The sequence below is a fragment of the Tritonibacter mobilis genome, assembly GCF_001681715.1.
GTDB lineage: Bacteria > Pseudomonadota > Alphaproteobacteria > Rhodobacterales > Rhodobacteraceae > Epibacterium > Epibacterium mobile.
The window spans coordinates 19,098-32,937 of record NZ_LNWY01000014.1 but is presented as its reverse complement, the minus strand read 5'-3'; the positions used below and the strand labels follow the sequence as shown (position 1 = coordinate 32,937).

10 protein-coding genes are annotated in these 13,840 nt (G+C 56.3%); 6 read left to right on the top strand and 4 right to left on the bottom strand.

Annotation, left to right across the window (positions count from 1 at the left end; all coding sequences use genetic code 11):
* Window positions 1-8: 8 nt before the first annotated feature.
* The gene (locus tag UB90_RS13670) at window positions 9-638 is read right to left on the bottom strand and encodes a helix-turn-helix domain-containing protein (protein WP_005611536.1); all 630 of its coding nucleotides are present in this window, start codon (window positions 636-638) and stop codon (window positions 9-11) included.
* Window positions 639-716: 78 nt separating this feature from the next.
* On the opposite strand from UB90_RS13670, the gene UB90_RS13665 reads away from it, so the two are divergent.
* From UB90_RS13665 to UB90_RS13655, 3 genes are all read left to right on the top strand, one after another.
* Window positions 717-2,225 carry a class I adenylate-forming enzyme family protein gene (locus UB90_RS13665; RefSeq protein ID WP_065324085.1) on the top strand — a complete coding sequence of 503 codons (1,509 nt, stop codon included), beginning with the start codon at window positions 717-719 and terminating at the stop codon, window positions 2,223-2,225.
* 3 nt (window positions 2,226-2,228) lie between these two features.
* A complete protein-coding gene (locus tag UB90_RS13660) occupies window positions 2,229-2,930 on the top strand; it encodes a DsbA family oxidoreductase (protein WP_065324086.1) in 702 nt (233 codons plus the stop codon).
* 192 nt (window positions 2,931-3,122) lie between these two features.
* The gene (locus UB90_RS13655) at window positions 3,123-4,346 is read left to right on the top strand and encodes a multidrug effflux MFS transporter (RefSeq protein WP_065324087.1); all 1,224 of its coding nucleotides are present in this window, start codon (window positions 3,123-3,125) and stop codon (window positions 4,344-4,346) included.
* Between the two features lie 84 nt (window positions 4,347-4,430).
* Here UB90_RS13655 and mfd read toward each other — a convergent pair whose 3' ends face one another.
* Window positions 4,431-7,886: a transcription-repair coupling factor gene (mfd, locus tag UB90_RS13650; protein WP_065324088.1), complete on the bottom strand. Its 3,456-nt coding sequence runs from the start codon at window positions 7,884-7,886 to the stop codon at window positions 4,431-4,433.
* 29 nt (window positions 7,887-7,915) lie between these two features.
* Window positions 7,916-8,437 carry a hypothetical protein gene (locus tag UB90_RS13645; RefSeq protein WP_009176521.1) on the bottom strand — a complete coding sequence of 174 codons (522 nt, stop codon included), beginning with the start codon at window positions 8,435-8,437 and terminating at the stop codon, window positions 7,916-7,918.
* A 177-nt stretch (window positions 8,438-8,614) separates the two neighbouring features.
* Here UB90_RS13645 and hemB point away from each other — a divergent pair, with 177 nt between their 5' ends.
* Entirely contained in the window at window positions 8,615-9,613 is a 999-nt protein-coding gene (gene hemB, locus UB90_RS13640; RefSeq protein ID WP_065324089.1) for a porphobilinogen synthase, read from the top strand.
* Between the two features lie 132 nt (window positions 9,614-9,745).
* Complete coding sequence (locus UB90_RS13635) at window positions 9,746-10,318, top strand: lipid-binding SYLF domain-containing protein (RefSeq protein WP_065321865.1); 573 nt, start codon at window positions 9,746-9,748, stop codon at window positions 10,316-10,318.
* Window positions 10,319-10,375: 57 nt separating this feature from the next.
* Here UB90_RS13635 and UB90_RS13630 read toward each other — a convergent pair whose 3' ends face one another.
* On the bottom strand, window positions 10,376-11,278 hold the full coding sequence (locus UB90_RS13630; protein WP_328585766.1) for an NAD(P)-dependent oxidoreductase: 903 nt from the start codon (window positions 11,276-11,278) through the stop codon (window positions 10,376-10,378).
* 84 nt (window positions 11,279-11,362) lie between these two features.
* On the opposite strand from UB90_RS13630, the gene UB90_RS13625 reads away from it, so the two are divergent.
* Window positions 11,363-13,834 carry a penicillin acylase family protein gene (locus tag UB90_RS13625; protein WP_065324091.1) on the top strand — a complete coding sequence of 824 codons (2,472 nt, stop codon included), beginning with the start codon at window positions 11,363-11,365 and terminating at the stop codon, window positions 13,832-13,834.
* The last annotated feature ends 6 nt before the right edge of the window (window positions 13,835-13,840 follow it).

Sequence of the window (13,840 nt, the reverse complement as noted above, 5' to 3'; positions counted from 1 at the left end):
TTGACGCGTCAGACCTGAACCAGCGAGGTGACCCAGAGGATGGTTGCATCGTCAGAGCTGACGGAAATCACGTTGTGCCCCATCGCGCCGTCGTAATAGGCGCTGTCGCCACGCCGCATTTCCACTGGTTCGTAAAATTCCGTGTAGAGCTTAACGACGCCCGTCAGCACATACATGAACTCTTCGCCATCATGGCGCACCCAGCCATCAAATTCATCCATGGAACGCGCCCGGACCCGCGCACGATACGGCAGCATGTTTTTGCGTGTCAGCCCATCCGCGAGCAACTCATGCTCATAGGTGGCAGTGGCATGTGCGGAACCCTCGCCAAACTTGGTGACGATCATCCGTCCGTTTACCTGATCGCGCTGTGGCGGTGTAAACAGCTGCGGCACTGAGATCTGCAAGCCCACCGCCAGCTTCTTGAGCGCCTCGTAAGTGGGCGACATCTGACCGTTCTCGATCTTGGACAGCGTCGAACGCGCAAGCCCTGCCTGGCTGGCGGCATGTTCCAAGGTCCAGTCACGTTGTTTGCGTAGCTCTCGCACCCGCGCCCCCAGATCGAGGGCTTCCGGCGCGCTCTGCTCGCCATTGGCGTGAGCGATGGAGATCAGTTTCTTCGGATCGCGTTCTTGCATGAAAACCCTATAAGTCTGCGACGTGAGCCTTGCAACGCTCACTTGCCCGAATTTATGTCGCAGGTTAGGCATTTCATCATGCTTTCCATTTTTGACAATGGCGGCCCGCCAGCCTGCCCCGCGCCTTTTAATCTTGCAGCCTATGTTCTGCAGCACGCTGAGGTACGCGCAGAGCATCCCGCTATCCTGATATCGGAGAACAAGGACGATCAGGTCTGGTCCTACGCCGTGTTTTCTGCCGCTGTGCGCGGTACCGCAACGGGTCTGCTCAATTCCGGTTTTAATACGGGCGATATCTTATTGATGCGGATGGGAAATACGATTGATTTTCCAATTGTTTTCCTGGCCGCTATCAGCGTTGGGATCGTCCCCGTTCCCACATCCGCGCAACTGACACCCCGAGAGGTCGAACGCATTGCGCGCAACCTCAATCCTGCTGGTGTCGTTTCCGCGCCGGGGATCAGCACGATTTCACATAATCGCCAGCTATCGCTGCCGGACTTGCAAAAGATGCGCGACTGCCCGGCTGCCGATTTTGTGCAAAGCGACCCAAACCAGCTTGCCTATATCGTCTATACTTCGGGCACCGGAGGGACACCACGAGCGGTTGGACATGCCCATCGCGCAATCTGGGCGCGTCGTATGATGATCAGAGATTGGTACGACCTACGGCCACAGGATCGCCTGCTGCACGCTGGTGCTTTCAACTGGACCTTCACACTTGGGACCGGGATCATGGACCCGCTGTCCGTTGGTGCCACGGCAGTTATTCCTGCTGCGGATACAGATCTGGCTGGCTTGCCTGATATTCTAGCACGAACAGAAGCCTCTATATTCGCCGCTGTACCCGGTGTTTACAGGAAGATCTTAAAATCAGAGACCCTTCCCAAATTGCCCGCTTTGCGCCATGGGCTTGCCGCAGGCGAGAAACTCTCAAGCGATATTCGAACGCAATGGCAGACCCGTGTTGGCACCGCCATTTACGAGGCGTTTGGGATGTCGGAGTGTTCGACTTTCATTTCGTCCGCGCCCCATCGCCCTGCAGAGCCCAAAAACCTTGGCACACCACAGATTGGGCGCCGGATTGCGATCCTTGGTGAAGACCGCCCTGTTCCCATTGGAACTGAAGGCATCATCGCGATCCACCGTGACGACCCCGGCCTGATGATCGGCTACATCAACGCGCCTGAGGAAACCCGCGCGCGTTATGCCGGCGATTGGTTTTTGACCGGTGATCGCGGGATCATGCAGGAGAGCGGCCAGATCACCTATTGTGGCCGAAACGATGACATGATGAATGCGGGCGGCTATCGTGTGTCCCCCTTAGAGGTGGAAGCCATCTTCGCCAACCATCCCGCGCTTATGCAGTTCGCCGTTGCGGAGGTTGAGGTAAAACCCGGCGTTCGCATCATCGCAGGTTTCTACAAGGGTCGCGACGATGTGACCGAACTGGATCTGCATGCTTTTGCACAGGAGCGGCTGGCAGAGTACAAGCGTCCCAAAACCTACAAACGCCTGGCCGAGTTTCCGACAAACCCGAATGGCAAACTCCTGCGCCGCGCCCTGCCCGATCTGTTTAAGGACTAAACCATGACCCAACCGCTTGCGCATGTGAAACTCGATATTCTGTCCGATCCAATCTGCCCGTGGTGCTATATCGGCAAGACTCATCTGGACCGCGCGCTGGCGGATGCACCCGACCACCCGTTTGTCGTGGAATGGCACCCGTTTCAGCTCAACCCCGACATGCCAGAGGGCGGCATGGATCGGCGGGCCTATCTGGAAACGAAATTTGGCGGCAAAGACAATGCGGTAAAGGTCTACGCTCAGATCGCAGACCACGCACGCGAAGCCGGTGTGGAGATCAATTTCGAAGCGATGCAACGCACGCCAAACACGATCAACGCTCATCGCCTGATCCACTGGGCCGGACTGGAAGCAAAGCAATCCGCAATCGTGGATGCGCTATTTCAAGCGTATTTTGTCAACGGCAAAGATATCGGCGACACCAAGGTGCTCGCGGATCTCGCCGAACACGTTGGGATGGAACACGCTGTCGTCGAGAAACTCTTGGAAGGCGACAGTGACATCGAGGAGATTCGCTCTCGCGATGCGCATTCCCGAAAGATGGGCGTAAATTCGGTTCCCACTTTCATCATTGCCAATCAACATGTGGTCCCCGGCGCGCAGCAGCCAGCGCTCTGGGCTCAGGTCATAGCGGATATTCGCTCACAGCTTAGCGAGCCAGCGCAGAGTGCCGAAAATTCTGAACCAAACGGTTCAACACATTAAAAGCACTATCGTTTTTATGGTTTAGAGGGACGAGCGGACCCGGCGATCTGGTTCGAGCGCACAGGTCTTTGTGCGCGCATTTAACAGTTGAACCACTTTCCGGCCCGCAAGATCCGTGTTAGCGCCATACGTGCCGGTGGTCGAACCCGGAGCAATGTCCGCTCCCGTTCTTGCCTCCGTGAGAGGTTACACATGATTGAAACACGCAAAAAAGCACTGTCGCAGGGCGAATTTATCGCCATGATCGCCATGATGTTCGCCACAATCGCTTTCTCGATTGATGCGATGCTGCCCGCCTTGCCGGATATTGGCGCCACTCTGAGCCCGGATGATGTAAATCAGGCTCAGTTGATTGTTACATCCTTTGTGATGGGTATGGGGCTTGGGACCTTCTTTACCGGCCCATTGTCCGATGCCTTTGGCCGTAAACCGGTGATCTTTGCCGGATGCAGCCTTTATTGTCTCGGCGCGCTCGCCTCCTATTTCAGCCAGTCGCTCGAAACCATTCTGTTTTCGCGCCTCCTGATGGGGCTAGGTGCAGCCGCGCCACGCGTCGTTGCGCTTGCGATTGTTCGCGATCTCTATGTCGGTCGTGACATGGCGAGGATCATGTCGCTTGCGATGATGGTCTTCACCTTGGTTCCCGCATTTGCGCCGCTTTTGGGTAGCGGCATTATCGCCATCTCCAGCTGGCGCGGTATCTTTGCCGCTTTTGCTGTGTTCTCGCTGATCACAGTCCTTTGGATGGGGGTGCGCCTCGAAGAACCGCTGAAGAAAGAAAACAGACGTCCGTTCCGCCTGCCGCAACTGATCGGTGCCCTACGAGAGATGGTCAGCCACCCAACCGTGCGCCTATCAATCCTCGCACAGACGTTCTGCATGTCCATGTTGTTTACTGTTATCATCATGGTACAGCCCGTTTATGATGTGGTCTTTGACCGTGGAGAGAGCTTTCCGTTCTGGTTCATGATTGTCGCGCTGATGGCCGGTACCGCCAGCCTGTTGAATGCGTCGCTCGTTGGGCGTGTTGGGATGCGGCGTATGGTGACATGGGCTTTGGGCGCGCAGATCCTGATCAGCACAGCAATGTTCGCTCTGACGGGGCTGTCGCTGAGCGATCCAATGAGTTTCTATACTTTTGTGTTCTGGCAGACGAGCGTGTTCTTCATGGTCGGGCTGACACTTGGAAATCTGAACGCGATCGCGATGGAGCCGATGGGTCATATCGCGGGCATGGCCGCATCGGTTATGGGAGCGATCTCAACCGTGGCTGCGGCATTCATCGCCGCTCCGATCGGGTTGTTGTTTGATGGAACCGTTGTGCCGATGGTTGGCGGCGTTCTGTGCACTGCAGCTCTCGCCTTTGCGGTAATGGTCTGGATGGGCCGCGTTGAGGCGATGACAGCCCCCGCATAAACAAAAAAAGCCCCTCGCTGTCGGAACCTGCGAGGGGCTTTTTATATTTTTCACAATGCGTTGCGTGACATTTATAGGGCGATATCAGCTCGTTTTGGCTTTCTTACGTTCTGCGACGATCTTCTCTGCCAGATCCCGCGCAATCGCAAACGCACCTTTGATCTTATCGCTGTCTTTACGCCAGTCACGGCGGACAACGATCTTATTATCCTTCACCTTCGCCAAACCATCCTGCGACTGAATGAACTCGACAAGGCCTTGCGGAGAGGCGAACTTGTCGTTGTGGAACTGAATGGTCGCGCCTTTGGGCCCGCCATCCAGCTTGGCAATACCTGCCTTTTTGCACATCGCCTTAATCCGAACAACAAGCATCAACGTATTGACCTCCTTAGGCAATTTCCCAAATCGGTCAATCAGCTCGGCGGCAAACCCCTCCAGTTCGACTTTTGATGTCAGTGACGACAGACGGCGGTAGAGCCCCAGTCGCACGTCCAGATCTGGAACATAGGTTTCCGGAATGAGGACCGGCACCCCGAGATTAATCTGCGGCGCCCATTGTTCATCTCCCTCGACCAGCCCCTCGACCTCTCCGGATTTGATCTTGGCGATCGCCTCTTCGAGCATCGACTGGTAAAGCTCATAGCCAACATCGCGCATCTGGCCGGACTGTTCTTCCCCCAGCAAGTTACCTGCACCCCGGATATCAAGGTCCTGAGATGCAAGAGTAAATCCTGCTCCTAGAGTATCGAGAGATCCCAAAACACGCAGACGTTTTTCTGCGCTATCAGTCAGCTTCTGGCGCGGTTTTGTGGTGAGATACGCATAGGCGCGCGTCTTTGAGCGTCCAACACGCCCCCGGATTTGATAGAGCTGAGCCAACCCGAACATATCTGCGCGATGCACCACCATCGTGTTGGCGGTCGGGATATCGAGACCAGATTCCACAATCGTCGTCGCCAGCAGGACATCGTATTTCCCGTCGTAAAAGGCGTTCATCCGGTCGTCGAGTTCCCCTGCCGCCATCTGACCGTTTGCCACCACATAGCTAAGCTCCGGCAGTTGCTCCTGAAGGAAGGCCTCAATTTCCGGCAAATCAGAGATCCGCGGCACCACGTAGAAACTCTGCCCACCGCGATAGTGTTCCCGCAGCAGCGCCTCGCGAATGGTAATGGCATCGAACTCCGTCACATATGTGCGAATGGCAAGGCGATCCACGGGCGGTGTCCCAATAATCGAAAGATCACGCACCCCTGTGAGGCTAAGTTGAAGTGTGCGCGGAATTGGTGTTGCGGTCAGGGTGAGCACATGAATATCGGATCTGAGCTGTTTCAGGCGCTCCTTGTGAGCCACGCCAAAATGCTGTTCCTCATCAATGATCAGAAGGCCAAGATTTTGAAAGCGAATGTTCTTGGCCAGCAACGCATGGGTGCCGACAACGATATCAACCGTACCTTTGGCCAGACCCTCGCGCGTTTGACTGGCTTCTTTTGCGGGAACAAACCGCGATAGCTGCCTGACTTCTAGAGGAAATCCTCTAAACCTCTCTTTGAAACCAGCCGCGTGCTGACGGGCGAGCAATGTGGTCGGGGCAACAATGGCGACCTGTAGCCCAGACATTGCTGCGACAAAGGCGGCGCGCATCGCCACTTCTGTCTTACCAAAGCCCACATCGCCGCAGATCAGGCGATCCATCGGCTGGCCAGAGTTCAGATCACTCATCACGTCCTCAATGGCCCGCAGCTGATCGTCGGTTTCCTGATAAGGGAACCGTGCCGAGAACTCCTCCCATGCGTGCGGCGGTGGATCCATGGCTGGCGCTTTGCGCAATGCGCGTTCGGCGGCAATACGGATCAATCGATCCGCCATCTCGCGAATACGCTCCTTCAGGCGTGCCTTTTTAGCCTGCCATGCGCCGCCGCCAAGCTTGTCCAACAGCCCTTCGTCATGACCGTATTTGGACAGCAGTTCGATATTCTCAACTGGCAAATAGAGCTTTGATTCTTCGGCATATTCCAGCAACAAACACTCATGTGCTGCACCGGCGGCTGTAACCACCTCCAGCCCGATGTAACGACCAATGCCGTGATCGACATGGACAACAAGATCCCCCGGAGAGAGCGATTGCGCCTCGGTCAGGAAATTCTCGGCTTTGCGGCGGCGTTTGGGTTTTCGGATCAGGCGATCACCGAGCACGTCTTGCTCGGAAATTACCGTCATATCAGGCGCTTCGAACCCGTGCTCCAGCGCCCAGACGGCCAGATGCAGACCCGCTTTGCCAATCCTGCGCCCATCAGAAACCGCGATTGTCTCAGCTAGCCCTTCATCCTCGATCAGGCCGCTCAACCTTTCGCGCGCACCTTCTGAATAAGAGGCGACAATCACCGGCCCTTTGGTCAGCTTTGCTTTAATATGGTCCGCCAAGGCACCAAAAAGGCTTATACTTTCTTGCTGGCGTTCAGGTGCAAAGTTGCGCCCGATGCGCCCGCCAGCATCCACCACGCCGGGACCAGACGCCTGCGGCAGGGGATGAAACTGCACCGCGCGGTGCGCGCTGATCTGGTCGCTCCATGCGGCCTCATCAAGGTACAGGTTCTTCGGGGGTGTCGGCTTATAGACCGAATCCATCCGTCCCTTGGTGTCCATCGCGATTTTGCGAGTTTCATATTGGTCAACGATACTGTCCCAACGCGCCACCCGCGCGGGCGTCAGTTGATCATCCAATGTGACCGTGGCTCCGGGCAGGTAGTCGAACAATGTCTCCAGCCGCTCATGGAAAAACGGCAGCCAATGCTCCATCCCCTGATGTTTGCGACCGGCACTTACGGCCTCATAGAGCGGATCATCACTGCCAGCTGCCCCAAACTCAATGCGGTAGTTCTGGCGAAAACGCGTGATGGCGGCCTCGTCAAGGATGACCTCAGACACCGGGGCCAGTTCCACCAGATCGAGTTTTTCTGTCGTACGTTGGGTGGCGGGATCAAACCGACGCGCACCATCCAAGGTGTCGCCGAACAGATCCAACCGCACCGGGCCACTTTCTCCCGGTGGAAAGATATCGATAATGCCGCCACGCACAGCGTAGTCACCGGGTTCCATCACAGTTGGGCTTTGTGAAAACCCCATACGAACCAGGAACCTGCGGAGTGCATCTTCATCTATTCTGGAGTTCACGCGCGCAGAGAACGCAGCCTCTTTCAGAACTTCCCGCGCCGGGACACGTTGCATGGCTGCGTTGAGCGTGGTGAGCAAGATGAACTGCTGTGGCAGCCCATGCACCAAAGCCGCAAGCGTCGCCATCCGCGCCGCAGAGATATCTGCGTTTGGAGACACGCGATCATACGGCAGACAATCCCAGCCGGGAAAAATGACAACGGGAACGTCAGGCGCAACAAACCGCAGCGCGGATCGCATTGCCTCCATCCGTTTGTCATCGCGCGCGATATGCAGCACCGGTTTACCACCGCGCGTCATTTCCTTCAGAACCAGACGCGCGTCGAACCCTTCGGGCGCGCCCCCCATGACGACGGATTGCTGTGACATGAGTCTTCCTTGTTCTTCGTGTTCGCCGCTCAGCCGAGCACGCCGATTGTCAAATTTTGATACATACCCCAAAGGGCTGTCACAAAGATGGACGCGACACCAACCAATTGGATCATAATCCGCGTGTGCGTCAGCCTCTTGCGCAGAGCTTCGTCATCGTGAGGTGCCCGCAATGCTCGTGCAGTGCGCAAATTTATGAACCCCACGATATACATCGGCAGCAACATCAGCACCACGGCTTGCGCAAATTCAACGTGATACACAAACCCGAGCATCAGCAATGTCGTCACTGCAAAAAACGCAAATGCTGTCAGGATAAATCCTGATACATCAGAGATATATATCAGCCTGTTCACCTGGATACGAACAGCATCCTGCAAATCTTGCGCCGCCTCGCCACCGTGTTTTGCGGCCCGTCCAACCATGTCAAAGGGAACACCAAGTACCCAATGGCTGGCTGAGGACCATAACACCGCCAGCGCAATCCAGTACCACAGATTAGAAAACGACCGAAGGTCAATCAGTTCGAAGATGATACTAAACAGATCCAAGGCGCGTTTATTCCCTGATAGGTTATTGTCCGTGGTGCATATCTGCGCACCCGCCCTGTATCCATCGCCACGCCCTGCGACACAAGTACTGCTGCGTCAGAAATGCGCGGATCGGGCACTTGTGAACACCTCTGTTCCATGCAACCCATAAGCACCAGAACAGTGTAAGAGACCCAGATGCCCTACGTCAGCGCGCCTTTCCCCGCTTCCCGCCCTCGTCGCCTGCGTGCCTCAGCCGCAGTGCGCAACCTGACGCGAGAGAATGAACTGTCGGTGAATGATTTGATCTGGCCCGTTTTTGTACGCGACGGAGAAGGTATCGAGGAACCCGTTCCCTCCATGCCCGGCGTGGTGCGTCGATCCGTGGATAAAGTCGTTGAGGCCGCGATTGATGCCCACGCGCTCGGCATTCCGGCGATCTGCCTCTTTCCGTATACTGATCCCTCGCTAAAAACAGAGGATTGCGCTGAGGCGTGGAACCCTGAAAATCTCTGCAATCGGGCCATTCGCGGGATCAAGGCAGCGGTGCCTGACCTTGCAGTGATGACCGACGTGGCGCTCGATCCCTATAACATCAACGGTCATGATGGCTTTGTGATTGATGGCGAAATTCGCAATGACGAAACCGTTGAGGCCCTGGTCAAGATGACGATGGCGCAAGCCGAAGCTGGCGCCGATATCATTGGCCCTTCAGATATGATGGATGGTCGTATCGGCGCGATGCGGTCCGCGCTTGAAAGCAAGGGATTTCAGAACGTTACGATCCTATCTTATTCCGCAAAATACGCCTCCGGGTTTTATGGCCCATTCCGTGATGCGGTGGGAGCATCGGGTGCGCTGACCGGGGATAAGAAGACCTACCAAATGGACCCTGCCAATACCAACGAAGCCATGCGTATGATCGCCCGCGATCTGCGCGAAGGGGCGGATATGGTCATGGTGAAACCCGGTCTGCCATATCTCGATATCTGTCACCGTGTAAAAGAAGAGTTCTCGGTTCCCACCTTCGCCTATCAGGTCTCTGGCGAATACGCGATGATCCAGGCCGCTGCGCTCAATGGCTGGATCGATGGTGAGAAAGTCATGCTAGAAAGCCTGATGGCCTTTCGCCGTGCCGGTTGCGATGGTGTATTGACATATTTCGCCCCGCAAGTGGCCCGGTTGCTGCAGGGATAAGCGGTACGGCAGGTTCCCCCGGCAGGAACCTGCTCAATTTGACAGTCTTCGACATGACAGCCACGCGGATTATGCATATAGTGTCGCCAAACAAGGCGTATTAAGCGCTAAATTCCATGAGCAGGTATCAAAATGGACACTTCTAAATCTCGTCTTTCCCGACGTGCGTTTACCGCAACCGGTCTCGCCGCCATTGGTGCAACCGCCGCGTGTAGCAATGGTATTGGCAACACAAATGATGTGAAAATCGACGCACGAGTGAATGCAACGCTCAACCAAATGTATGACCGTTACCCCGGCACGCGCGATCTTGCCAGTAAATCGGCCGGTATGCTGGTGATGCCGCTCGTCACTGAGGCCGGGTTTATTTTTGGCGGGGCCTATGGACGCGGTGCGCTGCGGATCAATGGCGCGACCGTTGATTACTACGCGGCACTCAAGGGCAATGCCGGTCTGCAAATGGGCGCGCAGCAATATTCGCATGTGCTGTTCTTTATGACCGATGCCGCTTTGGCCCGTTTCCGCCGCTCCTCCGGTTGGACCGCCGGTGCAGATCTTGAATATGTCGTGATGGATGAAGGCGATGCATTGACCGCTGACACCAACACGCTGACGGCGCCGGTTGTTGCTGCGGTGTTTGGTCAGGCAGGCATTCGCATCGGTGCCACCATCGAAGGCTCCAAATATACGCGCATTATCCCCTGATATTCATAAATATCAGATAGATAAAAGCCTCCCTTCATTTAGGGAGGCTTTGTTGTTTCAGCCCATCGCGCGCAGACGTTTGATAAGAGAAGAGGTGTCCCAACGGCCACCGCCGAGCTTTTGCACGTCCTTGTAGAACTGATCGACGAGCGCGGTCACCGGCAGGCTCGCGCCAATATCATCTCCTGTGTCGAGACAGATCCCGAGATCCTTGCGCATCCAGTCCACCGCAAAACCATGATCAAAGTGATCGTCAAGCATGGTCTCATAGCGATTGGCCATTTGCCAACTGCCTGCGGCTCCCTGACTAATCACCTCAACCACCGCACGCCCATCAAGACCCGCTTTTTCTGCAAAATGGAGCGCTTCGCTCAGACCCTGTACCAGCCCTGCAATTGCGATCTGGTTGCACATCTTGGTCATTTGCCCCGCACCGCTCTCGCCGATACGGCGGCAAATGCGTGAATATGCCTCCATGACGGGGGCAGCCTTGTCAAAATGGTCAGCGTCTCCTCCGCACATGATCGACAAGACACCATTTTCGGCACCCGCCTGGCCGCCGGAAATAGGTGCGTCGACAAAACCGATCCCTGATTTTTTTGCAGCACTATAAAGCTGCGCAGTCACTTGCGCCGAGACGGTGGTATGATCGACAAAGATTGCTCCTGCCTTCATTCCCGCAAAAGCACCGTCATCGCCCAAACAGACTGACCGCAGATCGTCATCGTTGCCCACGCAGGCCATCACGAAATCCGCACCTTCCGCGGCTGATTTAGGTGTCGGCGCGAAACTGCCGCCTGTCTCGCTTGCCCAACTTTCCGCCTTTGCGCTTGTACGGTTGTAAACGGTTACAGAATGCCCTGCCTTTTGCAGATGTGCCGCCATTGGATAGCCCATGACGCCCAATCCAAGGAACGCAATTTTTGCCATGTCCTTTCCCCCTGTTCTGTCTTCGCATATGTTGGCGCCAACCCTAGCAGCACCGGCCTAAAGCGCAATGCGGCTTGGCAACAAACACCGAAATACCAAGGGAATAGACAACGAATGGCACGCCTTTTCCGCTGGCTCCTACGCCTGACAGCCGGCACGATTCTGCTTGGGGTTCTGGGGGCGATCCTGGTCTATTTTTTGGCGGCGCAAAGCCTGCCGGAGTACAATAAGGAAATCGCCCTACCCGGCCCCACTGCTCCGGTCGAGATTGTGCGCGACAATGCCAATGTTCCCCATATTTTTGGCAGCTTTGGTGCTTCGGATGAGGATGTGTTTTTTGGGTTGGGCTATGCCCATGCGCAAGACCGACTCTGGCAAATGGCAGTGATGCGGCGGACTGCCCAAGGGCGTCTGTCAGAAGTGTTCGGCCCACGCACCGTTAAAACAGACAGTTTTTTGCGCCGCCTTGATCTTTACGGCGCAGCGCGCAGTTCCGTATCCTCGCAAAGCCCCGAAGCTTTGCGCGCGCTGACGGCTTATTCTGCGGGCGTCAATGCGCGCCTTCAGGAAGTAAACGAGAATGCTCTTGGTCGTGGCGCACCGGAAATGTTCCTGTTTAACATGCCGATTGCGCCATGGCAGCCAGCTGACAGTATCGCGATTATGAAACTGATGGCGGTGCAGCTGTCTTCGAACATGCAAGAAGAAATCCTGCGCGCCCAAACCTCGATCGCGCTGGATGACCCCAAACGGCTGCTTGATATCCTGCCGGATGCGCCGGGATCTGGCACCGCAACGCTGCCGGAATACACCAGCCTGTTTCCTGGATTAGATGGCCTTAATTTGGCTGACCCGCAATATGCCGCACTGATGCCAGTTGCCCCGCGCGGCCTTGGCGGCGCTTCCAATGCATGGGCTGCGGCGCCCAGCCGCTCCGCTGCGGGTGGCACCCTGCTTGCAAACGATCCGCATATGACCCTGACCGCGCCGGGCACATGGTATCTGGCGCGGCTCGAACTCGGCACGGGTGGCGTGATCGGTGGCACGATTCCAGGTATTCCAGCGGTGCTGACCGGGCGGTCGCAAAAAATGGGTTGGGGGCTGACATCATCCTATCTGGACGACCAGGATCTGTTTATCGAGAAGATCAACCCTGACAATCCGCAGGAATACCTGACCCCGAACGGCTATCAGGAATTCACGTCTCGTCCCTCTATCGTTCAGATCAAGGGCAGTGCACCGCTCACGCTGACCCTGCGATGGACGGAAAATGGGCCCGTGTTGCCCGGCTCATTATTTGATCTCGCATCGATCACGCCTCCCGGCCATGTGGTGAGCCTTGGCTGGACTGCCCTGTCGCGTGAGGACACATCCATTACGGCAGCGTTGGACTTGATGCGATCTGAGAACGTGCAGCAAGCCATTGACGCCGGAGAGAAATTCATCGCGCCGTCGCAGAACGTCACGCTTGCGGATCAAGAGACCATCGCCTTGAAAACCATCGGTGTGATGCCCGACCGCGATCTGCGCAACCAAAGCCAGGGCCGTTTGCCCAATCAAGGATGGCGGCGTGAAAACCGCTGGCAAGGGCGGCTGCCCTATGCGGCCAACCCGGAGTTTGTCTCACCCAGCGGCGGTATTCTTGGCAATACCAACAACAAGCTGCTCGAGCGCCCTTTTCCGAACCATGTGACCTACGCATGGGGCGACACCCAGCGGATCAATCGTTGGCGCAAATTGATGCAAGGACGCGAGGTCCATACCCGCGACAGCTTTATCGAGGCGCAGCTTGATACCGTGTCCTACAGCGCTCAGACCCTCTTGCCGTTGATTGGCGCAGATCTTTGGTTCACTGGCGAAGCCGCTGCGGATGGCACGCCAGAGCGACAACGCCATATCGCGCTGTCCTTGCTGGCGGAGTGGAACGGCGAGATGAACGAACATCTGCCCGAACCATTGATCTATGCAAGTTGGGTCCGTGCTTTGCAAAAACGCCTGATCGAAGATGATCTTGGCCCGTTGGCTGATGCATATACCCGAGTAGAGCCATTGTTCTTGGAACGGGTGTTCCGCAATGTAGATGGTGCGTCTGCTTGGTGCGATGTCGCGCAAAGCGCACCGATCGAAAGCTGCACCGATATGGCGCGGCTCGCACTGGATGACGCGCTGGTCTATATCAGCGAGAATTACGGCAGCACGCTAGAGAGCCTGCGCTGGGGGGATGCCCATCAGGCGACCCAAGATCACGAGGTTCTAGGCGACGTGCCGTTGCTGCGGTATTTCGTAAATATTCGCCAGTCCACCAGTGGCGGAGATAACACCCTGCAGCGCGGTTTGACCTCCGGTGAGGAGCCAGAGCCCTTTAATAACGTGCATGGAGCCGGTTATCGCGGGGTCTATGATTTTGCCGATCCTGATAGTTCCGTCTTTATCATCGCCACCGGACAATCGGGCCATTTCCTGTCGCGCTACTACGACGACATGGCGCAATATTGGCGTCGCGGCGAATATATTCCGATGTCTCTGGATGAAAATCTGGCGCGGGCTGCCGCCGTCGGCGTCACACGCATTTTGCCGCGTGACTGATCGGGC

Excerpts from the sequence above, each read along its gene's own strand:
- UB90_RS13670 (WP_005611536.1), bottom strand. The coding sequence starts at position 638 with ATGCAAGAACGCGATCCGAAGAAACTGATCTCCATCGCTCACGCCAAT.
- UB90_RS13665 (WP_065324085.1), top strand. The coding sequence starts at position 717 with ATGCTTTCCATTTTTGACAATGGCGGCCCGCCAGCCTGCCCCGCGCCT.
- UB90_RS13660 (WP_065324086.1), top strand. The coding sequence starts at position 2,229 with ATGACCCAACCGCTTGCGCATGTGAAACTCGATATTCTGTCCGATCCA.
- UB90_RS13655 (WP_065324087.1), top strand. The coding sequence starts at position 3,123 with ATGATTGAAACACGCAAAAAAGCACTGTCGCAGGGCGAATTTATCGCC.
- mfd (WP_065324088.1), bottom strand. The coding sequence starts at position 7,886 with ATGTCACAGCAATCCGTCGTCATGGGGGGCGCGCCCGAAGGGTTCGAC.
- hemB (WP_065324089.1), top strand. The coding sequence starts at position 8,615 with ATGCCCTACGTCAGCGCGCCTTTCCCCGCTTCCCGCCCTCGTCGCCTG.
- UB90_RS13635 (WP_065321865.1), top strand. The coding sequence starts at position 9,746 with ATGGACACTTCTAAATCTCGTCTTTCCCGACGTGCGTTTACCGCAACC.
- UB90_RS13625 (WP_065324091.1), top strand. The coding sequence starts at position 11,363 with ATGGCACGCCTTTTCCGCTGGCTCCTACGCCTGACAGCCGGCACGATT.